General features: G+C 39.1%; 25 protein-coding genes, 1 riboswitch and 1 other annotated feature. Of the genes, 5 read left to right on the top strand and 20 right to left on the bottom strand.

Going from position 1 to position 22,423, the window contains the following annotated elements; genetic code table 11:
• Nucleotides 1-215: 215 nt before the first annotated feature.
• From FPQ13_RS11530 to FPQ13_RS11515, 4 genes are all read right to left on the bottom strand, one after another.
• Entirely contained in the window at nt 216-527 is a 312-nt protein-coding gene (locus tag FPQ13_RS11530) for a rhodanese-like domain-containing protein (protein WP_144089482.1), read from the bottom strand.
• 226 nt (nt 528-753) lie between these two features.
• Nucleotides 754-3,168, bottom strand: a complete 2,415-nt coding sequence (gene leuS, locus FPQ13_RS11525; protein ID WP_144089481.1) for a leucine--tRNA ligase — start codon at nt 3,166-3,168, stop codon at nt 754-756.
• Nucleotides 3,169-3,227: 59 nt separating this feature from the next.
• Nucleotides 3,228-3,446 (bottom strand) — a binding site (T-box leader).
• Between the two features lie 39 nt (nt 3,447-3,485).
• Nucleotides 3,486-3,983 (bottom strand): GNAT family N-acetyltransferase, encoded by a 498-nt coding sequence (locus FPQ13_RS11520; RefSeq protein ID WP_144089480.1) that lies wholly within the window; start codon nt 3,981-3,983, stop codon nt 3,486-3,488.
• A 31-nt stretch (nt 3,984-4,014) separates the two neighbouring features.
• Nucleotides 4,015-4,302 carry a hypothetical protein gene (locus FPQ13_RS11515; RefSeq protein ID WP_144089479.1) on the bottom strand — a complete coding sequence of 96 codons (288 nt, stop codon included), beginning with the start codon at nt 4,300-4,302 and terminating at the stop codon, nt 4,015-4,017.
• An 86-nt stretch (nt 4,303-4,388) separates the two neighbouring features.
• Between FPQ13_RS11515 and mnmM the strand changes: the two genes are divergently transcribed.
• The gene (gene mnmM / locus FPQ13_RS11510; RefSeq protein ID WP_144089478.1) at nt 4,389-4,952 is read left to right on the top strand and encodes a tRNA 5-(aminomethyl)-2-thiouridylate-methyltransferase MnmM; all 564 of its coding nucleotides are present in this window, start codon (nt 4,389-4,391) and stop codon (nt 4,950-4,952) included.
• A 3-nt stretch (nt 4,953-4,955) separates the two neighbouring features.
• On the opposite strand, the gene FPQ13_RS11505 is transcribed toward mnmM, so the two are convergent.
• Both FPQ13_RS11505 and FPQ13_RS11500 read right to left on the bottom strand, forming a co-directional pair.
• Nucleotides 4,956-6,014: a tetraprenyl-beta-curcumene synthase family protein gene (locus FPQ13_RS11505; protein ID WP_144089477.1), complete on the bottom strand. Its 1,059-nt coding sequence runs from the start codon at nt 6,012-6,014 to the stop codon at nt 4,956-4,958.
• A gap of 41 nt (nt 6,015-6,055) precedes the next feature.
• Nucleotides 6,056-6,847, bottom strand: a complete 792-nt coding sequence (locus FPQ13_RS11500; protein WP_144089476.1) for an alpha/beta hydrolase — start codon at nt 6,845-6,847, stop codon at nt 6,056-6,058.
• Nucleotides 6,848-6,929: 82 nt separating this feature from the next.
• Here FPQ13_RS11500 and FPQ13_RS11495 point away from each other — a divergent pair, with 82 nt between their 5' ends.
• On the top strand, nt 6,930-7,448 hold the full coding sequence (locus tag FPQ13_RS11495) for a gamma carbonic anhydrase (protein WP_144089475.1): 519 nt from the start codon (nt 6,930-6,932) through the stop codon (nt 7,446-7,448).
• Nucleotides 7,449-7,773: 325 nt separating this feature from the next.
• Here FPQ13_RS11495 and tatA read toward each other — a convergent pair whose 3' ends face one another.
• From tatA to metK, 13 genes are all read right to left on the bottom strand, one after another.
• Nucleotides 7,774-7,980, bottom strand: a complete 207-nt coding sequence (tatA, locus tag FPQ13_RS11490) for a twin-arginine translocase TatA/TatE family subunit (RefSeq protein WP_144089474.1) — start codon at nt 7,978-7,980, stop codon at nt 7,774-7,776.
• A 51-nt stretch (nt 7,981-8,031) separates the two neighbouring features.
• The gene (locus tag FPQ13_RS11485) at nt 8,032-9,786 is read right to left on the bottom strand and encodes a GMC family oxidoreductase (protein ID WP_144089473.1); all 1,755 of its coding nucleotides are present in this window, start codon (nt 9,784-9,786) and stop codon (nt 8,032-8,034) included.
• Entirely contained in the window at nt 9,787-10,554 is a 768-nt protein-coding gene (locus FPQ13_RS11480; protein ID WP_246065509.1) for a gluconate 2-dehydrogenase subunit 3 family protein, read from the bottom strand. It abuts the gene before it with no gap.
• A 543-nt stretch (nt 10,555-11,097) separates the two neighbouring features.
• Nucleotides 11,098-11,376 carry a hypothetical protein gene (locus FPQ13_RS11475; RefSeq protein ID WP_144089471.1) on the bottom strand — a complete coding sequence of 93 codons (279 nt, stop codon included), beginning with the start codon at nt 11,374-11,376 and terminating at the stop codon, nt 11,098-11,100.
• Nucleotides 11,373-12,407 (bottom strand): DUF2332 domain-containing protein, encoded by a 1,035-nt coding sequence (locus FPQ13_RS11470; protein ID WP_144089470.1) that lies wholly within the window; start codon nt 12,405-12,407, stop codon nt 11,373-11,375. The genes FPQ13_RS11475 and FPQ13_RS11470 overlap by 4 nt, the downstream gene beginning before the upstream one ends.
• A gap of 60 nt (nt 12,408-12,467) precedes the next feature.
• Entirely contained in the window at nt 12,468-13,010 is a 543-nt protein-coding gene (locus FPQ13_RS11465; RefSeq protein ID WP_144089469.1) for a hypothetical protein, read from the bottom strand.
• Between the two features lie 178 nt (nt 13,011-13,188).
• Complete coding sequence (locus FPQ13_RS11460) at nt 13,189-13,407, bottom strand: hypothetical protein (RefSeq protein ID WP_144089468.1); 219 nt, start codon at nt 13,405-13,407, stop codon at nt 13,189-13,191.
• Between the two features lie 157 nt (nt 13,408-13,564).
• Nucleotides 13,565-14,104, bottom strand: a complete 540-nt coding sequence (locus FPQ13_RS11455) for a GNAT family N-acetyltransferase (RefSeq protein ID WP_144089467.1) — start codon at nt 14,102-14,104, stop codon at nt 13,565-13,567.
• A 99-nt stretch (nt 14,105-14,203) separates the two neighbouring features.
• Nucleotides 14,204-14,566 (bottom strand): VOC family protein, encoded by a 363-nt coding sequence (locus tag FPQ13_RS11450; protein WP_144089466.1) that lies wholly within the window; start codon nt 14,564-14,566, stop codon nt 14,204-14,206.
• A 94-nt stretch (nt 14,567-14,660) separates the two neighbouring features.
• On the bottom strand, nt 14,661-15,188 hold the full coding sequence (locus FPQ13_RS11445) for a GNAT family N-acetyltransferase (protein WP_144089465.1): 528 nt from the start codon (nt 15,186-15,188) through the stop codon (nt 14,661-14,663).
• Nucleotides 15,189-15,305: 117 nt separating this feature from the next.
• Nucleotides 15,306-15,677, bottom strand: a complete 372-nt coding sequence (locus tag FPQ13_RS11440; RefSeq protein WP_144089483.1) for an NIPSNAP family protein — start codon at nt 15,675-15,677, stop codon at nt 15,306-15,308.
• Between the two features lie 85 nt (nt 15,678-15,762).
• On the bottom strand, nt 15,763-16,098 hold the full coding sequence (locus FPQ13_RS11435) for an immunoglobulin-like domain-containing protein (RefSeq protein WP_144089464.1): 336 nt from the start codon (nt 16,096-16,098) through the stop codon (nt 15,763-15,765).
• A 308-nt stretch (nt 16,099-16,406) separates the two neighbouring features.
• On the bottom strand, nt 16,407-17,609 hold the full coding sequence (gene metK, locus FPQ13_RS11430; RefSeq protein ID WP_144089463.1) for a methionine adenosyltransferase: 1,203 nt from the start codon (nt 17,607-17,609) through the stop codon (nt 16,407-16,409).
• A gap of 208 nt (nt 17,610-17,817) precedes the next feature.
• Nucleotides 17,818-17,923, bottom strand: a riboswitch (SAM riboswitch).
• Nucleotides 17,924-18,236: 313 nt separating this feature from the next.
• On the opposite strand from metK, the gene FPQ13_RS11425 reads away from it, so the two are divergent.
• Nucleotides 18,237-18,551 (top strand): hypothetical protein, encoded by a 315-nt coding sequence (locus FPQ13_RS11425; protein ID WP_186279667.1) that lies wholly within the window; start codon nt 18,237-18,239, stop codon nt 18,549-18,551.
• On the opposite strand, the gene FPQ13_RS13925 is transcribed toward FPQ13_RS11425, so the two are convergent.
• The gene (locus FPQ13_RS13925) at nt 18,537-19,106 is read right to left on the bottom strand and encodes an NUDIX hydrolase (protein WP_144089462.1); all 570 of its coding nucleotides are present in this window, start codon (nt 19,104-19,106) and stop codon (nt 18,537-18,539) included. The two genes, FPQ13_RS11425 and FPQ13_RS13925, sit on opposite strands and share 15 nt — an antisense overlap.
• A 276-nt stretch (nt 19,107-19,382) precedes the next feature.
• On the opposite strand from FPQ13_RS13925, the gene pckA reads away from it, so the two are divergent.
• Together pckA and FPQ13_RS11410 are read left to right on the top strand one after the other, a co-directional pair.
• Nucleotides 19,383-20,972, top strand: a complete 1,590-nt coding sequence (gene pckA / locus FPQ13_RS11415) for a phosphoenolpyruvate carboxykinase (ATP) (protein ID WP_144089461.1) — start codon at nt 19,383-19,385, stop codon at nt 20,970-20,972.
• 375 nt (nt 20,973-21,347) lie between these two features.
• Nucleotides 21,348-21,788, top strand: a complete 441-nt coding sequence (locus FPQ13_RS11410) for a hypothetical protein (protein ID WP_144089460.1) — start codon at nt 21,348-21,350, stop codon at nt 21,786-21,788.
• The last annotated feature ends 635 nt before the right edge of the window (nt 21,789-22,423 follow it).

Below are 22,423 nucleotides of genomic sequence, written 5' to 3'. Positions count from 1 at the left end.
TTTGTTTCTTTCCCAATCAATAAGAAAGAAACCGAATTGACTTCAGGCTATTTTGTTTAGTTTTCAAGGTTCGAAATACTTTTGTTGCGCACTACTTAATATAGCACAGCTTCATTTGAATTGTCAACAAAAAAGTTGGTATCTCTTGTTTTTTTGACAACAGAATCTATTATACGGATTTAGTCGATTCATGTCAACGGCTTTTTAGAAGTTTTTTATTTGGATACGTCTCCGTCCCAATCAAGCATTCCGCCTTGCAGGTTTTTCACATTGTAACCTTGTTCTTCTAATTGTACTCCTGCTCTATTACTTCTTCCGCCAGATCGGCAAACCATTACATATTCTTTGTCTTTAGACAATTCACTAATGCGGGTTGGGATATCTCCTAGTTTAATATGTTTCGCTCCAGGAATAATTCCTTCCGCCACTTCATCATCTTCACGAACATCAATGATTTCTAAATCTGGTCGGTTCATCTCTTGCTTCAATTGTTCTTTGTTTATCAAGTCAATTTTCTTATCTTCCATCGAAAAATCCTCCTTATGACGAAATGTATTCCTATTCTATATCCGAACCCGAGCTCATGTCAATTAAATACCACTTCCAATTTTTACTTCGTTACTCACAGCATCTATAGAAGAGAAATCTCTTCATATTAAATAATCACCCACTGTTCGACCTTTTATACAAAACAGGTTAAAACAAAATAAAACCAGCCAGACCTCTAGCAGACCTGACTGGTAGTAATTGAAGTTAGTTCGCTACTATATTTACGAGTTTCCCTGGTACAGCGATGACTTTACGTACAGTTTTCCCTTCAATCCATTCTTTGATTTTTTCATCTGCTAATGCGATTTCCTCGAGCTCTTCTTTCGTCGCATCTACTGGAACGGAAACTTTCGACCGAACTTTACCCATAACTTGAAGAACAATCTCTACTGTATCTTCTGTCAATTTACTTTCGTCATACTCCGGCCATGTTGCATACGTAATCGAATCCTCGTGTCCAAGCAGTGACCATAGTTCTTCACCTAGATGCGGTGCTATTGGTGAAAGCATTTTGACAAAGCCTTCAACATACTGCCTCGGAATGACTTCAGCTTTATAGCCTTCATTTACAAAGACCATCAATTGTGAGATTGCTGTATTAAAGTGAAGGTTCTCATAATCCTCGGTTACCTTTTTCACCGTTTCATGATAAACCTTATCAAAGCTTTCATTCTCTTGGTCTTTCACTACCTCTTTCAACTTACCGTCTTCATCGACAAAGAGTCGCCAAACACGATCAAGGAATCTTCTTGAACCGTCCAAACCATTCGTGCTCCAAGCAACGGATGCATCCAGTGGGCCCATGAACATTTCATAAAGACGAAGTGTATCTGCTCCGTGAGTATCAATAATATCGTCTGGGTTAACAACATTCCCTTTTGATTTACTCATTTTTTCGTTACCTTCACCTAAGATCATGCCTTGGTTAAATAGCTTTTGGAATGGTTCTTTTGTCGGCACAACACCGATATCGTATAAGAATTTATGCCAAAAACGAGCGTACAGTAAATGCAGTACCGCGTGTTCAGCTCCGCCGATATAAATATCAACTGGAAGCCATTTCTTCAAAGTTTCGAAATCTGCTAATGCATCTTCATTATGAGGATCGATATAACGAAGATAATACCAACAGCTTCCTGCCCATTGAGGCATTGTGTTCGTTTCTAGACGTCCTTTTTTACCGGTTTCTTTGTCTGTGACTTCTAACCATTCTGTAATATTGGCTAATGGTGATTCCCCTGTACCTGATGGCTTTACTTCGTCTGTTTCCGGAAGAATTAATGGAAGGTCTTCATCATCAAGTGCAGACATCGTTCCATCTTCCCAGTGTACAATTGGAATTGGTTCACCCCAGTAACGTTGACGACTGAATAGCCAATCACGTAGTCGGTAAGTTGTTTTACGTGTTCCGATATTCTTTTCTTCCAACCAGGCGATCATTTTTTCGATAGCTTCGTCTTTATTCAAACCGTTCAAGAAGTCTGAATTAACATGCGGTCCATCGCCAACATATGCTTCTTCCTCTATGTTTCCACCTTCAACGACTTCGAGGATTGGCAGTTCAAATTTCGTTGCAAATTCGTAGTCCCGCTCATCATGTGCAGGAACCGCCATAATGGCCCCGGTTCCATAAGACATGAGCACATAGTCCGCAATCCAAATCGGCATCTTTTCTCCACTAGCCGGATTGATCGCATAAGCACCAGTGAACACACCTGTTTTATCTTTCGCTAAGTCCGTTCGTTCAAGTTCACTTTTCGCCTGGACTTGATCTTGATATTGCTTAACTGCATCTCTTTGTTCATCCGTCGTAATTTTTTCAACAAGTGGATGTTCCGGAGAAAACACCGCATACGTTGCACCAAAAAGGGTATCTGGACGTGTTGTGAAAGCATCAAAACTTTCATCAGTGCCTTCAATTTCAAACGTCAATTCAGCACCTTCTGATTTTCCAATCCAGTTTCGTTGCATATCTTTCAAGCTTTCAGGCCAATCCAAATCATCCAGGTCCTCTAACAGACGGTCTGCGTATTCAGTAATTCTTAAAATCCATTGACGCATCGGTTTACGGATAACGGGATGGCCACCACGTTCACTTTTCCCGTCAATAACCTCTTCATTGGCGAGTACGGTACCTAGTTCTGGACACCAGTTCACTGGTACTTCATCCATATAAGCTAAGCCTTTTTCATGCAATTTCTTAAAGATCCACTGTGTCCATTTATAATAGCTAGGGTCTGTTGTGTTGATCTCCCGGTCCCAATCATAGGAAAAACCGAGGGATTTAATTTGACGCTTAAACGTTTGAATATTTTTCTCTGTAAATTCTTTTGGGTCATTACCTGTATCAATGGCGTATTGTTCAGCAGGCAAACCAAACGCATCCCATCCCATTGGATGCAACACTTCATACCCTTGCATCCGCTTCATTCGGGAAAGAATATCGGTTGCTGTGTAGCCTTCCGGGTGACCGACATGAAGTCCTGCCCCCGATGGATAAGGGAACATATCTAACGCATAAAACTTTGGCTTATCTGAGTTCGTATCTGTTTTAAATGTTTTGTTCTCATCCCAGAACTGTTGCCACTTTTTCTCAATATCTCGATGATTGTAAGACACAATCCTTCCTCCTTCACAACTGCTTTTCTTTTATAAAATATAAAAACTCCCGTCCAAAAAATTAGGACGAGAGTTAACACCCGTGGTACCACCCAAATTAGTACGAATCGATCGTACTCACTTGATCCTTTAACGCAGGAGACGGCACAGACTACTGTTGAATTTCACCTATGCAACTAAAAGGGGAGTTCAAAGCATTGCAAGAGCAACTTTCACCAACCGCTGCCTCTCTGTAAGCTTGCTGTCTGCCTTTACTAGTCCTTTATCATCGTTTCGTTTCTTATTACTGTTGATTTTATGTAAGCTCTATACTTTTGTCAAGACTTATCTTTACCTTGACGCAAATCCTTCATATACCAAGCATCCATCGTAAAGTGTGATGACTGACCAAAAGGCTGGTCGAGTTGATCAAAGCCAAACCAGCTATATAACCGATTTGCGGCTTCTAGTTTTTTAGACGTTTCCAAATAACAATAGTCATAATGCTTTTCAGCAAACTCAAGCGCGACACTTATCAATTTCACGGCTATTCCTTGACCTTGATATTCTGGTTTTACATATAACTTTTGGAGCTCGCAGACTTGCTGTTCACGGTCGAACGATGCAATCCCAACCCCACCGACAACTTCTTCCGCTTCATTCACCGCGACCCAATAGCTGGCACCTTTCTCTTGGGCGTAAAATTGCGCAAGCTCTCCCAATTGCGGGTCAAAGTAAGCCGTGCCAGGAATATCTAACTCGAATGATTCTAAGGAACGCTTGATAATCTCCTCCATGGCTTGATTGTCTTTTACTTCGATTTCACGAATTTTCATGATCTTATCCACCTCTGTTTCCCTTTAACTCTCACCCAAGAAATAAAGGAATAATCATTAACACAACCGCACTAAAGACCAGCACATAAGTAACAGCCCGGGGAAGCTTTACATTTTTACTTCCTTGGTACCATCCAGTAAATTGCAACTTATTCCGGTATAAAACAAATATCAACAATAAAATTGCTATTGCTCCAAGCCATTTAAGCTCAATCGTCTGATCAATGGATGCGTATATTTCATTCAATAAAAACCAACCAAGACCACCAAGCAAAAACACGATCACTGCTATCCGGAATAATTCCAATACGAATCGCATATATCTTCCTCCTCGTCTCAAATCTATTTGCGCGTTATAATAGAAGAAACTAAAAAAACGAAGACGTTAGATTGGAGAAAATCATTATGTTATCCATCATCCCATTTATCCATCAACTATTCACAGATACCATCCATGAAGGTGATATCGTCGTTGACGCAACGCTTGGAAACGGACACGACAGTTTAGTGCTTAGTAACCTCGTCGGAGACAATGGAAAAGTTTTCGCTTTCGATATTCAACAAGAAGCGATTGACCAAGCTAACCAACGATTCTCAGAAAATAACCGTCATAACATTTATCCCTTTTTAAAAGGCCATGAATTGGCAACCGACATTCTCGATGAACATGCAATTGACGAAATTGATGGGGCTATATTCAACCTCGGCTATCTACCAGGAAGCGACCAACAAATAACGACGACTGAAACAACGACCATTCAAGCCATTGAACGACTACTTAATCGTCTTAAACCAGGTGGCCATATTGGTATCGTCATTTATCCTGGACATCCGGAAGGTAGGCAAGAAAAAGAGGCAGTCATGGATTATCTCCGTAATCTTCCATCGAAAATAGCAGACGTCGCCAAATACGAAATGGTGAACCGAAGTGAACGGGCACCTTTCGCAGTTGTCATTCAAAAAAAGTGACGACTAGCGACGTTTCCACTTCCTGTACATTTTCCCATTCCAATAGACTAAGCTTGCTCGCCAGCCTGTTGCCTTAACCAATGACTGGACTTTCCCTCGTTCATACGGCAACTTGTTTGCTTTACGGTCCGATAAATAGAGCCCAATCAGTCCATCGACAATTAACCGGTGGAATTTTTGGTCGGGCAATCCTTCAGTCTCTACTTTTGCCCGCTCAATAAATGCATTCATCCGAGAGAATAGCTGTTCATCCGCTTCATAATAAAAACAAAAGTTCAAATCCCCTTCTTCACGGTCCTCTTCTTGATCAATGAAATAATCAAGCATAATATGCAAACCTTGTACGTAAGGGAAATAACTTGAAAAGATCTCCTTCGCAACATTTCTTCCTTTCAATCCGTAAGAGATAATGCAAAAGATCCCGAGTGTCGACCCACTCGCAGCGGAAAATTCATACCACGACAAATCATTCGTTTCACATTCTTCTTTATACCATCGTTCTAAACGAGACACCCGCTCTTCCTTTTTCACATGCTTATGTACTTGGAGGTCAATATATAAGGATGCAAGTCGCTTTAATGATGGATAAAGCGCTTCATAATTCGGAATCTGTTGGATCGTTTCTTGACATGTATCAACCAATGCTTGTAAATAACCACCATCATCCTGTTCTTCACGCATTGCATAGAAGTTAGTCCTTTCACTTGAAGGCTCCGGTAACAACGCTTCATGCATCGACATATGGAGTTGGCTAAAATCTTTTGGATCGAGTGAGGTGCTTCGGTCACATAGATTATCCAAATAGTCACTGATCGTTTGATAGGCAACGATAAACCGAATCGCAAGCTTCCAATTTTCTTGAGCAAGCGTGGCGTAAATCGAACCGCCTTCACAATGAAACGTTTTTGAATCGATACTATTTAATGCTTGCGTTCGCAGTTCTTCATTCGGAATCGCACGTGCTTTTTCTTTCCACTCGTCCAAACGGCGATTAACCTCTGGAAAAATATCAAAATAAGAAGATCGGATGACATCAAAGATAGATGTCGGCACTTTCGGCATGTTGATTCCTCCATTCAATGGCGCAATGTTTCTTATGATGTTTAGTGTGTCCGCTGTCGTTTTCCTTCAATAAATTGAACGATTTCTCGCATGACCTCTTCCCGTTCAGGTTCATTCAATAATTCATGGTATAACTCATCATATACATGGATGGACTTCTCATTAACCTTAATTTTATTAAACCAATTGATGCTGACATCTTTATCGACTAGCTGATCCTTTCCACTTTGAAGCATCAACGTTGGGATGTTTTTATAGTGATTGACATTTTTATTCGCTTGTTCAGCTGCCTTCTGAAATTCTAAGAACCACCGGATAGACACCTTTCTTAAGAACAGTGGATCATCCTTATCTTGGGCGACAAATTCTTCATTTCTCGTTGCAGCAGACGATTGAATCCCTGTTTTTACACGTAAGCTTGGATAGAACGGATTCATTAAATTGGCAATTGCACGCAGAGCCTTATTCGGCCCAGAACTAATCCCTACTGCAGGAGAGGATAAAATGACTCCATCAAGAGATGTATTCATCGTTTGTACGAAACGAATGGAAATTAAACCGCCCATACTATGTCCGAGTAAAAACACCGGTAGTTCATATGTTTTCGCTTGATCAACCCATGTCTTCACCGTTTCAATATATTGTTGGAATGAACGGATATGACCTCTTTTCGATGGAATATTTTCACCTTGACCAGGTAAGTCTCCGTAAACAACATGGTACCCGTGTGTGCTTAATTGCTCGACCACCCAATCATATCGACCAGAATGCTCGAACGCTCCGTGGACTACAACGACAACAGCTTTCGCATTTTCGGTTTCTTGTATTTTCATTTTCTAACCGACCTCCTTACACTGCATATACATGTCTTTTTGTTATAATAATCATAGCATAGAAAAGAAAGGAAGGAATAATATGATACTCCCATATAAAGATTTTTACCCTGAAATAGACGACTCTGCTTTTATCGCTGAAGATGCTGTTATTTCGGGAGACGTGAAAATCGGCAAAAACGCAAGCATCTGGTATAAAACTGTGATTCGCGGAGATGTCGCACCTACAGTAATCGGAAACGATGTGAATATACAAGACCAATCATTGCTCCATCAAAGTCCGGATAATCCACTGATCATCGAAGACGGCGTAACGGTCGGACACCAAGTGATGCTACATTCAGCAGTCATTCGAAAAAATGCGTTAATTGGAATGGGGTCAACCGTTTTGGATGGTGCAGAAATTGGCGAAGGTGCTTTTATCGGTGCAGGCAGTTTAGTGACACCTGGAAAAGTAATACCGCCAAATACGATGGCATTCGGCCGACCTGCCAAAGTGATTCGCGATATTAATGAAGAAGATTTGAAAGAAATGAATCGAGTAAGAAAAAGTTATGTCGAAAAAGGCCGAGTGTATAAGAAAATTCAAGAAGAAAATTGATGAGCGAACTTTAGTGGTTGCTTGGCACATATTTTTCTGAGTTCGGCACATAAATACGTCCGTTTGGCACATATTTTTCCAACTAGGGACCATTTATGTGAATTTGGGGCTCATATCAGGTAACGGCGGACGCATATTTTCCCAATTAGGGTTCATATTCCAATAAAAATTCTTTGATCAATTGAGTAATGACCTCAATCAGGCAAACCACGCCTGATTGAGCGAGACACTTCAAGTATTCTTCAAATCATCCACAAAAGTTCATCACTTTATTTTCACAAACAAAAAGCGCCGCACTCAATGCGACGCTTTTCCGTTTTATTTATTATTTCTCACTAACTTTTTCTTGCTGTTCATTTTTCTGATCGTTACTCTTCGAATCATCTGACATCAATTCTGTTGTAGATTGCTTAAATTCCTTCAATGCTTGACCGGTTGCTTTTCCAATTTCAGGTAGCTTTTTAGGTCCAAATATAATGAGCGCTAATATAATGATGAGTATTAGACCCGGAATCCCTATCGAACTTAACAAAAGTGTTCACCTCCAAAGAATTGTCCTCTTTACTCTCTTTACCGGTCGTATTTATGCTTTATGGCTCTTCGTTTTAGCTTTCGCTAACTGACCGCCTTCATTCATATACTTTTCGATTCCCTCAGCGGCACGATAAGCTAAAGCACCAATCGTTGGCGTCGGGTGGTGGCTACCAAACTGCGGAAAAGCAGAACCTCCAACGACGAATAGGTTATCTACATCCCACATTTGCAGGTAGTTGTTCACAGCGGAAGTCTCTGGATCATCTCCCATGACAACACCACCAGTATAGTGTCCACCTGCATAAACATGATCGAACTCTTCTGGTAATGCATCTTCTTCGACAATATCGGCGCCCATTTCTTCCATGATTTCACGACATTTTTCTACGCCGAACTTACCGATATTTCGTTCATTATCACCGAATTTGTATGTTGCACGTAATAACGGATCACCGAATTCATCCGTATAATTCGGATCCAAGTCAAGGTAATTATGCCAATAAGACATTACCGTTGAAGTATACCAAATATGCAAACCTCTATAAGCGTAGAACAATGAATTTTCCTTGAATTTCTTACCCCAACGAGGTGTATCGCTTGGTACGATGTAGTTACTCTTAATGGCAGCATCACCATACTGTCTTAATTCAATCGCACCTCCACCAATGAAGTCTAAATCGGAATGGTCAAAGTTATCCGCCGCATAATCATTGACTGCAGCGCCAAGTGCACCTGCACCCATATATAAGTTAAACCGTTTGTTCTTAAAATATCCTCTTGCACCGTGAAATGCGGAGTTATACTGACCGTTGAAATTCCGGCCGATGATTCCTTTTCTTGTTTCAGGGTCATACTGTTCACCGATACCAGATAACATCAATAAGCGATTATTTGTAAATGCGAAAGCCGATAATACGACAACATCTGCTGGTTGTTCGAATTCCTCACCTGTTTCTTCATCTACATACATGACACCTGTCGCTTGTTTGTTCCCACCATCATAAAGAACTCGTCTTACGTAGGCTCGTGTACGCAGTTCAAAATTATCATGTTCTAAAGCAGTCGGAACAACGGTTGCGAGTGGGTCAGATTTTGCTGAGAAATCACACCCATGTCTTGTACAGAAAGAACAATACATACATGCATTTAAAGTTTGCCCATCTGGATTTGTATAATTTTGAGACATATTTCCTGCCGCAATTTGAAAAGGATGTAAGCCTAGATTACTTGTTGCATCTTTAAATAGCTTTAAAGCTGGTGTCTCTTTTAAAGGTGGGTTTGGCCATTCATTTTTCCGTTTAGGTGCTAATGGATCCTGCTCACCAGAAATGCCAGCCATTTTTTCCCACTTATCATAATACGGTTCCATTTCTTCGTAAGTAATGCCCCAATCCTGCAGATTCATATCTTCAGGAATTTTATCTTCTCCGTATCTTTCAATTGTTTTACTTCTCATTTCAAAATCATAAGGCCAGTAACGATACGTAGCACCAGCCCAGTGAACACTTGCACCACCAACGTCAAATCCGAGCTGCATTTGCTCTCTTGTTCTTATCGGCAATGCGGTTTCATCTAGTTCACTTCGAGAAGTAACTGTATCGCTTGATAATGGCTGCATAATTTCATAGCGACTATCATATTTCAGTTCGTCTTTTTGACCGATATAGTCGCTTCTTTCTCTATGTTCGCCTCGTTCCAATGCAACGACATTCTTTCCCGCTTTGGCCATTTCAGCACTGATGATTCCACCAGCCCAGCCAACTCCAACAACTACGACATCGACTTTATCAAGTTTTGTTGCCATCTATAAATTACCTCCTTGGTATTCCTTCAAGCTCATCGGTTCTTTAGATAAGAACTCTTCCGCATCGATTTCATTCGCCCAGCCCATCCGAGGACCAGGATATTCAATCATTTTCCAACCTTGCATATCCTTATTTCCACCATAAACCGGATCAGAATACACACCTTCAATCGTTGTCTGACGCAAGAGTTCAAAGAATATACTTGATTGTACACCCTTCAATTTGATTTCATTCGCTTCAAACTTACGAAGGATCTCATCTTGTTGTTCGCCTTCAAGTTCAGCAAATTTACTTCCGAAATCCTTTTGACTTACCTCTTGCATTTTTCTTAATCCATGTAGGAATACTTCTCCACGATTAAGTTTCGTCTGAAGACCATATTCACCTGATTTTTGAGGTTGGAAAGGTCCCTTCATATATGTTTTGGCATTGTAACCGTAATATCCAGCCAACTGTTTATCAATAAAATATGGTACACCTAGCTTAATCGCTCCTGGACCATTTTCATCTTCTGGATAAATTCGCTCACTAGCATAAGCTAATGTTTCAAAATCCTCACGACGCTTAAAGAAAGTACGAGCATTTTGCAGTTGTTCTACTTGATCGCTATTCGCTCCTTCCTCAGCCGTATCGAACTGACCGAATAGACCACCTAGTACTAAACCACCGGCTACACCACCAGCCGCATAACCTGATTTCTTAAGAAAATCCCTCCTAGAAGCATTCTCTGGCTCTTCTGTATGGCCTTTGTTTTGATCCTTGTCCACCATAATGAACCCCCTCCACAAAGATTAATTGACTAAAATTAATATTTATTTATTTTTAAACCTATATAAGGTTTAAATCACTAACTCAAAAAGAAAGCTCCTAGGTAACTATGAATCATCACCCAGGTTTCAATTCGTTTATAAACCGGTAACAATTTAACCCTCACGTGTCTTTCTACTATGTAAGAACACCATAGTGATTTAGCTGGCTCGTCAACTAATTTAAACAGCCAAACGCCCCCAATTATTAGACAAAATTGGCAAAAAAACAAGTCTTTTCGAGCCTTTATAGGGTAGCATACCCAGAAACCAAGCTCATTAAACGAAAAAAATGGTAAAAAGTAATTAAGGATATTGGCACAAAAAAAGGATTTGTTTTACTCTTAAAACAAATCCTTTTCGGTATTGTAAATTTGCTATTTTAGATCATCTTGCTCGATTAATAAATGATCAACTTATATCTTTTATATCTCTCCAACCATAAACAAGTTCGTTTAACACTTTGCCCATTATTTCGCCCATGAGTCTCTTTTATTTCGCTTTTTAAATAGCATTGTTATACATTAAAAGCTTTAAGATTTCTGCACCTATTAATATGACTGCCAATAAAAAACATTGTGTCGCATATTTGGCATTCTTTATTCTCGCAAAATGTATCCCCTTTGTTATAAAGAATAAAATTGCCGAGAATTGGATCACTTCTGCATAAATGATAGCGTTCTGTCGGTCTAAAAGCATAAAAATTAAACTGATTACACTTACGGTTAAAAATGTAATATCTAGTTTAGAAAATCTTCTCCCAACAGATTTAATTACCTTCATTCGGCACCTCCTAAATTCCAATCAAACCATCCACCATGACCGTCTGTATCACCAATAACCTGTGTCTCGGATTTTCCATCTATAATGGAATCCACGCGAAGTTTTCTGTCGTAAATATTATTATAAATATGAAAAACGTCCCTGTTTCTCCCTATTTCATTAACCTGATCCATCAGTTCACTTTTAGCCGCTTCAGGCATTTGATTGGCTACGTGAGTATGAAAGATACAAACTGCTGTATGAACAGGAACATCTTTTATTATCTCAGGGAGTAAGTCTACACCATTTCCTGCTATTAAATTAGGTGGATTTACCCTTAATTGATCAACTGCATTTTCAAGGTTTTTTAGTCGTTCTTTATGTTCAGGCCAAATAAGTGCTTTTAACCATAAATATTCGTCTTCATCGGTAAGATTGGTAATGTTTAAGTCTATGCCCAATCGATCACTGACCGGTGGAATTGATGTTAATAATTCCAAAGGTATTTCACCATTACGTACTATGGATGTTAAATGAACAATGGAATTTTGATTGCCATAGACTTGCTCGTCACCATAAGAATAGGAATAATGATCCCAAAGCAACTGCAATCTTGCACTTGTCCCGATTTCGATGAGTGAAAGTGGTCTTTTGATCTGGTTGTATATATAACAAAATACAGGATAAAGATAGGCACACCTTCGTACCTCATTTGTTTGGACAAGCTTGTTTTCTAAGATGGCCCTTACTTCATTTTTATTTTTCATACAAAAATCCTTAAAAAAAGGAAACGGATTATCCTCTCTACTCACCTGATCGACGATGCTAGGGTAGAATTCCTTCAATTCATGTTCTTCACCTTGTAGCAACAAATAATGAACAGCGCCAAAAAGTAAGTTAGGGATTGGTTGCCCTTCTCTTGCATACATGCTTAAATCCAACAATTCGTCATCTGCTGCGATTTGGTTCGATAAATCTTCATATAGGTCGCTCGAGCCATGACATTCTAATGTAGCAAAGTTTTTAAATCTTTCAGCGATCCTTTGGGACATAACTTCCCCTCCATATCGTTAGCTCCATTTGTTCCTAAAACACCATCCAACTTAGTTTCATCATTCATCTTCGTTATTTTTAGAAAAGCCAATTTTATAAAAAATCTTTCCGCTCCTCAGTAAATAGATTCCGAATATAAAATGGATCACTACCATTACAAGATTTTGAACAATGAATTGTGTTTGCTCAAATGTATTTACACTGTTAACAGAAGAAGTAAAGATAAAATTGGATATAATCTGAAACGCTTTTGGAAGGGAATAGATGATTAAAACTAATCCGGCCATCTTCATAAAAAGATAAAATAATGAGCCAATCTTATCTTCGTCTTTCGTAGACAAATTGTTAAAGGCTAATTCCACAACGGCCTTCCCGTCTTTAAGTAGGTAAATCCCAATGATCAAAAGGATTACAGGGTACACAACTTGAAAGATCAGCGAAAAACGATAAGAGCTTAAATTCTGATTCGTCATCATATCCGGTTGATTATAAATAGACATAAATTGAAAAACCACAGGAGTAATATGGACTAAACCCCAAATAATCGTAAGAACCCCGACGATTTTCAATCCAGACTCGAAAAGAGCTTTTGGTTGAACCACTTAAAAACCTCCCATTTACAGCTATTTCATTTCTTATATGTATTGCTTAAAAAAGAATGTCACTCCAACATTTCTCAAGCATTTTCAATTACTTGGTCCGGTTATATAAGTTCGGGCGCCACTCCGTTTACCTGGAATTGCGCCCTTTTCTTTTGTGTTTTATTAATTCAAGTAGTCACTATTTCAAATAAATTTGCAATGATACTTTATCATTAGCATAGGACCAAACCGTATTTTCAACCTTTAAATTAGCGCTAAATCTTTCAATCCAAATCTGTTTTGCATTCAATAACGCTGATAGTTGAGCAGAGTTAAGTGTCACTTCTTCGGTTTGTTCATTTTTTTGGTAAACAAATACTACCTTTACTGAATCTCCTTGATTCGTGGCTACGGTCATAAAATTTACCCCTTTCTGTCATTTAATCGACTATCTATATTGAAACTTCGAGTCACTCTTCTCTATAATCTCAAACTACAATTATTAGGATTTGATTAGATAATGATTCGTTCATACATCTAAATATTAATTTCAAGTAACAGTTATTGTTGAACCTTTAACCAAAAAACGCACTTGGATACTTTACTAAACCAGAAACATTATCAAGTGATCCTTTCTGCAATTCAATAGCCATGAACACATCCTCTGGTACTTCAAACGGTGCCTTAATTTGCCATAAAGATGATTTTCTAAAACCGAACCTTTGATAGTATTCCGGATAGCCCATTACAATAACTGACTGGAACCCGAGCTCGTTTGATTTTTCTAATGCTATTTGTATTAACGCTTTTCCTATACCTTTGTTTTGATAATCAGGTAATACAGAAACGGGTGCGAGTGCTAATGAATCAACTTGTTCATTGTCATCACTAACAATTAATATTTCAGATAACAATATATGTCCCAGTATTTCATCGCTTTCTTTATTGACAGCCACTAATGAGAGTTCTGGAATAAATCCATCAGATTTTCTGATTCTTGCAACCAGATTATGCTCATCCTTGTCACTGTGTTCTGCAGATTCGAATGCTGTCTTTACAACGTTCTCTGTCGTTTTATAATCATTTACCTGTTCTTGCCTAACGAGAAAATTCATTTTATTTATACAACTCCTAAACAATTAAACCGGCTTGCTAAGAATCCCCCCTAGGGAAGTTGAAGCCACATTATCGATACTATATTTACCTTTAATAACTTATATTTCTTGAATCATCTCGACCCTGTTGCCGAAAGGGTCTCTGAATTCAAAACGATCAAAACCAGGAATCGGAACTCCTTCAATAGGTTGAATGTCTTTTTGCTCCAAAACATTTTTCCAGTATGAAACATCATCTACCAAATAAGCTATATGAGCTTTTGTTGATAGTCTGTCAGAACCTTCTTCTGTCCCTACGTGCACGCTTCGATCACCGACTTTTAACCAAAATCCTCCACGCCCCTTAAGTGATTCTGGTTTCTCAATTTCTTCTAGACCTAATACGTCGCAATAAAACTGTTTCCCTTCTTCTTCTGCACCCTTTGGAATGGTAATTTGTGCATGGTGTAATCCAAGAATCATCTAAATCTCCTCCTATATATTAACAACTCCAATGTAGCACTACCTCACTACAATTCGGCTCAGTTGTAGCATTGATTTTAGTAACTGTAAAATCTTATTCTCTAAGCAGGGAATAAACGTATGTATCATATGGTTTTCCACCTTGATACATATAGTTTCTTAAAACCCCCTCTTGTTGAAAGCCTGCTTTGCCTAGTAATTTATTTGAGGCTTCATTTTCAATAAAGACGACTGCACCTATACGAGCTAACCCCATAACATCAAAACCATAAGAAATAACCTGGGAAACTGCCTCAGAGGTATATCCCTTTCTCCATTGTTGAGGATGAATTTCGTATCCAATTTCCGCACGTTTATGTTTGGGTAACCAAGCATTAAAGCCAATAGTTCCAATTATACCTTGGGTGTCCTTTCGCTCAATTCCCCATCGTATACCTCTTTGTTCTCTATAGTTTTTTGAGAATATATCTACGATTTTTACTGCTTCTTCTACATTTTTTAACGTTTCTTGGCCGTAAAAGCGTGTTACGTCCTCGTTAGAAAAACAAGCAAAAATGTTTTCTGCGTCTTTATCTGTTAACTCCCTTAATATCAACCTCTCAGTTTCTAGTGTAGGAAACATATGATTTCTCCCTTTATTCAGTTCGTAAAATAGTAATAGTCAATTCAGATTTATAATTCATAACAAATCGTTGTTCAGAAACAAGCCCGCTTGTTAAAAATGTTAAAAAGAACTAAGTTACACATCATTTTTCACAGTTGACTCTAAAGCTTCATTTTTCACTTCTACTATGTATTCGTTAAAAACGTGTGCTTTTCCTCCATTCTTTTCATACCAGTCTTTAACACGTTCAACATGTTTTTTGTCATTTCTTACGTTAGATTCAATTTTTAAATAGCTCTCATAACTGTCATATTCCCATATGGCAAAGATCTCGACAGTGTCTGTGTCGTCTTGATTTTCCTTCATCCAACGACCTATTAATCGTGAACCATGTTTTAGCTGGTTAGGTAGGTTGTTTTTATTAAAATGCTCATTAAATTCCTCAACAAATTCTTTTTTAACAATATAATACTTTCTTCTATAAACATGAGATCCTCCAACTAGTATAAAATTGTTATTCACTTGCGAAATTGAACGCCATTCCTTTCTAAAGCAATGGCGCCTAATAGATTACCAATGTAAAGTACGATGGTTATTCAATCGTAAACTGCGCTGCCAAATAGTAATCATCATAATCTCCCGGCTCCCTAACATTGGCCATACTTTTAATTATTCGATAGTTACCGCTATCGAGATTTCCATAAAGCGATTCCCAATCAACTGTAAACTCCTCAGTTTTAGACGGCGGTAATTCATAGCCTGGTTCCGCAAATCCGTATTCATCTACAATTGTCGGTACCTCATACCAATTGCCTTCGACTTCCTCTTCCAACAAAAAGTCTTCGCTATAAACACCTTGTTCGTCTGAGTTATTTTCAAAGATTACTGTCAAACCTGTTGTTGAGATGCTGCTTTCTTTAACAGTCATAGAAACACCTTCAAAATTATTGACCGTATCGTATTGTGTAGGGCTCTGGTCATTTTCTTCCTTTGTTTCTGCATTACCTGTATTACAACCAGCTAAGAAAAAACTTACTAGAAACGTATAAAGAAGAATTTTTACATTGCGTATCCTCCATGAAAACTTTATTTGATTTTGTTTCTATAGCTTTTGACGTGTATAATTTAATCATATCACAAATCTGAAAATTTAAAATTTACATTTTTTAAATTAAACATCAATAAAAAAACAGCTGCTATACGATATGTATAACAACTGTTTTCTTGATTTATGATTTAGTTATTTTCAAAGAAACGCTTTAACTCATCTACTTTATCTGTACGTTCCCACGTGAAATCTTCATCTGATCGTCCAAAGTGTCCGAAAGCTGCTGTTTTCTTGTAAATTGGCCGCTTCAAATCGAGCATTTTCGTAATACCAGCTGGGCGTAGGTCAAATACTTCTGGAATGACTTCAGCCATTCGTTCCTCAGAGACAGCGCCTGTTCCAAATGTATCAACATTAATAGAAACAGGTTGCGCGACACCGATGGCATAAGCCAATTGTACTTCACACGTTTCAGCAAGCCCCGCGGCGACGATGTTTTTCGCGACATAGCGAGCGGCATAAGCGGCTGAACGGTCAACTTTCGTCGGATCCTTACCACTGAATGCTCCTCCGCCGTGACGTGCATAACCACCATAGGTGTCTACGATAATCTTTCTTCCTGTCAAACCGGCATCTCCTTGAGGTCCACCGATGACAAACCGTCCTGTTGGATTAATAAAGATTTTTGTTTCATCATCCAATAAATCTTCCGGAACGATTGGTCGAATGACGAATTCCATAATATCTTTTTTGATTTGTTCCAACGTAATTTCTGGATGATGTTGTGTAGACAAGACAATCGTATCAATTCGTCCCGGTGTACCATCTTCTTTATACTCAACCGTTACTTGCGTTTTTCCGTCTGGTCGTAAATACGGAATCACTTCCGTTCGTCGAACATCAGATAACCGCTTCGACAGTTTATGAGAAAGTGAGATCGGCAGAGGCATCAATTCCTCGGTTTCATTCGTTGCAAAACCGAACATCAATCCTTGGTCACCTGCACCAATTGCTTCAATGTCTTCGTCCGTCATTTGTCCTTCTCTTTTTTCATAAGCGACATCGACTCCAGCAGCAATATCTACGGACTGCTCGTCAATGGAAGTCAATACAGCACATGTTGCATAATCGAAACCATATTTCGCCCGTGTATAGCCAATTTCTTTTACTGTATCACGAACGATCGTTGAGATATCGACATATGAAGTCGTTGAAATCTCTCCGGATACTAAAACAAGACCTGTTGAAACCATTGTTTCACACGCGACTCGTGCATCTGGATCTTCTTTTAAAATTTCGTCCAAAATGGCATCTGAGATCTGGTCACTAATTTTATCCGGATGGCCTTCTGTGACCGATTCAGATGTGAATAATCTTCGTTTCCTTTCCATATCTATTTCCTCCCAAGAATTATTACGGCACTCTCTCCTGGTCAGACGACAGCATCACTCTCCATACTCCTCGTCAAACGGCGAGTAATCGAGTGATGTCAGAGACGTAGTTTTAAAATCGATTAAAAACGTCGAACGTCTTCAATCCAACAAAAAAACCTTCCCCCTTTATCCATGACAAAAGGGAAAGGTGATTATCCGCCTTCCGCTCTTATCGTCCAAGGGACACCTTGCATCAGGTTAGCACCTGTCACAGTCTGTGATGGTTGCCGAGCTTCATCGGGCCTGTTCCCTCCGCTTTCTCTGGATAAGAGTTATTCCGTTTCTGCATAATCATATCGTTAAATGACGCAACTTGTCAATTATATATCCCTTATTTCTGTATTATGTTAGCCCCCATATTAAGTCTTCCTCTTTGTAACCCTTGTCCATATTAATGAAAAAACAATAAAAACTACAAAGCAAATTGCAAATTGAATGAATGTAGTAACAAACCAATTACCTCCTAAGTTTAGCCCCTCTGTTACTTGCAACACAGCAAAAACCAGAAAAAAGATTAAGATGGATTTTGTATCCATGATATATGTACCACCTTTCTATAATAAGGTTTGTTAAAGTCCATTGTTGATGATTGGATTCAATTTTGGTTCTCCACAATTTATCGACGGGTTTGCTCCGTTTATCGGCGGCTTTGCTCCGTTTATCGGCGGCTTTGCTCCGTTTATCGACGGGTTTGCTCCGTTTATCGGCGGGTTTGCACCGTTTATCGGCGGGTTCGCTCCATTTATTGGCGGCTTTGCTCCGTTTATCGGCGGGTTCGCTCCGTTTATTGGCGGCTTTGCTCGATTTATCGGCGGCTTCGCTCCGTTTATCGGCGGAACGCTTTTACCCTTAGGACGCGCAAGGTTTAGCGGAAGTTCTTTTATTTTATTGACCCGCTAGAATCGATTTGATTTGCTTTATCGCGCGAGACAATGATTCGTCGGGAATCTCTGTAATATCTACCCACCGGACATCATGACCTTCATCATTTTGACCGATTTCTGTCTCATCTGTCACTAAAAGATAACGAAAATCATAATGAAAATGACCTAGTTCACCTTTCCTCTCATTCGCTGGGATGTAATGAATATTGACATCAAAAGGATAAAGCTGTTCCTTATGTACTGAATGAAGACGCGCTTCGATGTTTGTCTCTTCCTTCACTTCACGAATGGCCGCTTCTTCTGGTGTTTCACCTGGGTCAACATGACCACCCGGTTGCAACCATCTTTCCAATGATTTGTGAAAAAGCATCAATATATGATCCGGATCATTCGGATGTAAAACAAATCCGCTACCGGTAATATGTCCCGGTGACACGCTGCGGTCGAATAATTCTTCGCTCTCTTTAATGAAAGAAATGAATGGCGCAAGGTTTTCTTCCTCTTCCGGAAATTGATGAATGTACGTCTGGAACTGTTTTAATGTTTCTTCTTTATTGCTTTTTATTTCCATGTAATGAACCAACCTTTCACCAAAAAATATCGTCTGTTGAATCTCTTATTCAAAGCATAACATAGTATATTTCTCGCATGAACGACAGATTTAGAGATTGAAAGATAAAACAATCCATCACTTTCTCATAAAAGATTGGTAAAGTACCCATGAATGTTGTTATAATTTAGTCACAATTATTTTCACCATTAGTATGGATTAATTTCCTCAATGTGTTATACTAATAACCAGATTGAAACAGCACACTTTAACTTAAACGTAAAGGATGATGAATGAATGAGCACTAATACACTTGATTCGCTCGTCGCTCGCTTGACCGATTTAGACGTGAATCATAAAAATCTTTCAGTTGCTGAACTTGTTGAAAAAGTATTAAGTCGTGAAGAAGGCGTCTTGTCTTCTACTGGAGCGATTCGTGCAACAACTGGAACATATACAGGTAGATCACCAAAAGATAAGTTTATCGTTAAAGATGAAGAGTCCCAAGATCATGTTGAATGGGGAAGCGTCAACCAACCAATTAGCGAAGATAAATTTGAAAATCTATTTCATAAAGTGATTGATTACTTGGAAAAGCAAGATGAATTGTTTACGTTCAACGGCTTTGCCGGTGCGGATGAAAAATACCGCCTGCCAATCCAAGTCATTACACAATTTGCTTGGCATAACCTATTTGCCAACCGTTTGTTTATCCGCCCATCAAAAGAAGAGCTAGAAAATCATAAGGCTGGATTTACAGTTGTTTCAGCACCACATTTTAAAGCGGACCCTGAAGTAGACGGTACAAATTCCGAAACATTCATCATTGTTTCGTTTAAACATAGAATCGTTTTAATTGGCGGGACGGAATATGCAGGAGAAATTAAAAAATCGATTTTCTCTGTCATGAACTATATGCTACCGACTAAAAATGAAGTTCTTCCAATGCACTGCTCAGCGAACGTCGGCGCAGAAGGCGATGTTGCTTTATTCTTCGGACTTTCTGGAACAGGAAAGACAACATTATCGGCAGATCCGAGCAGAAGCTTGATCGGTGATGACGAACATGCATGGAGTCAAAACGGTGTATTCAATATCGAAGGCGGATGCTATGCAAAAACCGTGAACTTATCTGCTGAAAAAGAACCACAAATTTTTAACGCGATTCGTTTCGGTTCCGTATTGGAAAACGTCATTTTGGACGAAAATCGTGAAGCAGACTATGACGACACGAGCTTAACGGAAAACACACGTGCCGCTTACTCGATTGATAATATCGATAATATCGTCCGTCCAAGTCGTGCCGGACACCCAAATACAATCATTTTCTTGACTGCTGATGCTTCTGGCGTATTGCCTCCGATCAGCAAGCTATCAAAAGAACAAGCGATGTATCATTTCTTAAGTGGTTATACGAGCAAACTAGCTGGAACGGAGCGTGGTGTCACAGAGCCACAAGCGACATTCTCTGCGTGCTTCGGTTCACCATTCTTGCCATTACCAGCTGCAGAATACGCTAAAATGCTTGGTGAGAAAATCGATGAGCACAACTCAGAAGTTTTCCTAGTTAACACTGGCTGGACAGGTGGCCCTTATGGCGAAGGTTCCCGTATGAAACTTGGCTACACACGTGCCATGGTTCAAGCAGCATTGGAAGGCGAACTGAAAAATGTCGAAACGGTACAAGACGAATTCTTCGGTCTTCATATTCCGACAGAGTGCCCTGGCGTACCAACTGAAGTCCTTCATCCGAAGAAAACATGGGCTGACAAAGATCGCTACGACCAGCAAGCACAAGACCTAGCGAAGAAATTCCATGAGAACTTCAAACAGTTCGATCATGTGACAAAAGATATCGCTGAAGCAGGTCCTACTTTTAAAGGTTAATAGATGTTGATATAGGAAAAGAACCGGGAAATCGCCCCGGTTCTTTTTTATAGGTTGGTGACCCTAAATTCAAAAAGGAAATGAAGAGAACAATATAATCGACTGAAATGTAGTTAATGGTTGTGTTTTGGGTGAATAGCAGACTTCTATTCGACCAAAGTTTGATTCTCAGGTATGATTTGGGTGATTAGAAGCCTCCTATTTGACTGAAACTGCAATTCCACATGTGCTTCGGGCGATTAGAGGCCTCCTATTCGACCGAAATGGCTATTCTGCATGTAATTCGGTAGAATAGAAAGTAAGTACATAGTGAATTAATCACTTTCATACGTTCATACAAATAGATAATTAACACAATCAAAGGAGTGCTAGCCAATGAACAAACAATCAGTTGCCATTTATATTGGACTGCTGGCTATTATTAACCTTTGTTATTTTGCTCCTGAAATATATAAGACCAACATCCGAGATGAGTGGGTGAATAATCAATCTAGTGCAGAGAGTTACTTTGGCTCCCTTAGCCAGCTTAATTCCTTTACATTAATGATTGAGATTACTTTAATCGGAATGATTTTGGCTGTGAGTATTTGGTTTATCTACAAGAAACAACAGAGGAATTTAACTGGTTTCCTCACCATTAATTTAATCGTGTCATTTATCATGGTTGCGGTAGGATTAATCATCGCTGCAACACTGAATGCAGCTTGGGGTAATTTCATTCAACATCAGATCGGACCGATTGCATTGACAATCGCATTGTTCTTATATCAAGGAATCATCCTGTTGTTGAATCGCTGGAAGAGTGTTATGGGGTAATCCAATATATAAATTAAAAATCGATATTTTATTTAACTAATGAGAAGTCAATTTAAATGGGAGTGTGAATATTAACGAACCAAATAAAAATAATAAATACCAGATTCTCCGAATATTTTCCTTAGTTTTCATTGTTTGTGTTTTTCCCAGTAACCCAGCAACGTAAGCATTCAATAAAGCAAGAGAAAACTAGAGACTACAAGATAAACAGTTTTTCATCATATTTGTTCAACTCAAGCATCATGATTTACACCACCCCATCGGGTAGGCTTTCGTCAGCCAGACTGTTACGGTAAATTCTTACGCCTATTAGCCGAGCTTATAACATGTAGCTTCTTACTAAACAACGTGTTAATCAACGCCGAGAGAGCCTTTCAGAGCGTTACTTCTTCATTCGATACTTCGATATAACCCTTCAGTTTTAGATAACACTAAAACAGCCTGACCTTTACCGAAATTGTGTCACACATTCATTTGAGCCAGGAACATTTCGCACCCACTAAAGCACCCATTTGCTGAAGATGAAAAATATTATTTATCAATCTTCACCATTTTAAACGTAAGCGTAAAGATAACCACACCTATAATTCCACATCTCACTCCTCCATACTATAACTATCTTGATATGAAGGAGG

Source organism: Allobacillus salarius, from assembly GCF_007559425.1.
GTDB lineage: Bacteria > Bacillota > Bacilli > Bacillales > Alkalibacillaceae > Allobacillus > Allobacillus salarius.
This window is presented reverse-complemented; position numbering and strand designations above follow the sequence as displayed.

Bases quoted from the DNA above. Each gene is read 5' to 3' on its own strand.
- FPQ13_RS11530 (WP_144089482.1), bottom strand. From the start codon at position 527: ATGGAAGATAAGAAAATTGACTTGATAAACAAAGAACAATTGAAGCAA.
- FPQ13_RS11425 (WP_186279667.1), top strand. From the start codon at position 18,237: ATGATTGGATTCAATTTTGGTTCTCCACAATTTATCGACGGGTTTGCT.
- FPQ13_RS11455 (WP_144089467.1), bottom strand. From the start codon at position 14,104: ATGAATTTTCTCGTTAGGCAAGAACAGGTAAATGATTATAAAACGACA.
- FPQ13_RS11450 (WP_144089466.1), bottom strand. From the start codon at position 14,566: ATGATTCTTGGATTACACCATGCACAAATTACCATTCCAAAGGGTGCA.
- FPQ13_RS13925 (WP_144089462.1), bottom strand. From the start codon at position 19,106: ATGGAAATAAAAAGCAATAAAGAAGAAACATTAAAACAGTTCCAGACG.
- FPQ13_RS11460 (WP_144089468.1), bottom strand. From the start codon at position 13,407: ATGACCGTAGCCACGAATCAAGGAGATTCAGTAAAGGTAGTATTTGTT.
- metK (WP_144089463.1), bottom strand. From the start codon at position 17,609: ATGGAAAGGAAACGAAGATTATTCACATCTGAATCGGTCACAGAAGGC.
- FPQ13_RS11470 (WP_144089470.1), bottom strand. From the start codon at position 12,407: ATGTCCCAAAGGATCGCTGAAAGATTTAAAAACTTTGCTACATTAGAA.
- pckA (WP_144089461.1), top strand. From the start codon at position 19,383: ATGAGCACTAATACACTTGATTCGCTCGTCGCTCGCTTGACCGATTTA.
- FPQ13_RS11410 (WP_144089460.1), top strand. From the start codon at position 21,348: ATGAACAAACAATCAGTTGCCATTTATATTGGACTGCTGGCTATTATT.
- FPQ13_RS11520 (WP_144089480.1), bottom strand. From the start codon at position 3,983: ATGAAAATTCGTGAAATCGAAGTAAAAGACAATCAAGCCATGGAGGAG.
- FPQ13_RS11435 (WP_144089464.1), bottom strand. From the start codon at position 16,098: ATGACTGTTAAAGAAAGCAGCATCTCAACAACAGGTTTGACAGTAATC.
- FPQ13_RS11500 (WP_144089476.1), bottom strand. From the start codon at position 6,847: ATGAAAATACAAGAAACCGAAAATGCGAAAGCTGTTGTCGTTGTAGTC.
- mnmM (WP_144089478.1), top strand. From the start codon at position 4,389: ATGTTATCCATCATCCCATTTATCCATCAACTATTCACAGATACCATC.
- FPQ13_RS11505 (WP_144089477.1), bottom strand. From the start codon at position 6,014: ATGCCGAAAGTGCCGACATCTATCTTTGATGTCATCCGATCTTCTTAT.
- FPQ13_RS11485 (WP_144089473.1), bottom strand. From the start codon at position 9,786: ATGGCAACAAAACTTGATAAAGTCGATGTCGTAGTTGTTGGAGTTGGC.
- FPQ13_RS11475 (WP_144089471.1), bottom strand. From the start codon at position 11,376: ATGAAGGTAATTAAATCTGTTGGGAGAAGATTTTCTAAACTAGATATT.
- FPQ13_RS11495 (WP_144089475.1), top strand. From the start codon at position 6,930: ATGATACTCCCATATAAAGATTTTTACCCTGAAATAGACGACTCTGCT.
- FPQ13_RS11445 (WP_144089465.1), bottom strand. From the start codon at position 15,188: ATGTTTCCTACACTAGAAACTGAGAGGTTGATATTAAGGGAGTTAACA.
- FPQ13_RS11515 (WP_144089479.1), bottom strand. From the start codon at position 4,302: ATGCGATTCGTATTGGAATTATTCCGGATAGCAGTGATCGTGTTTTTG.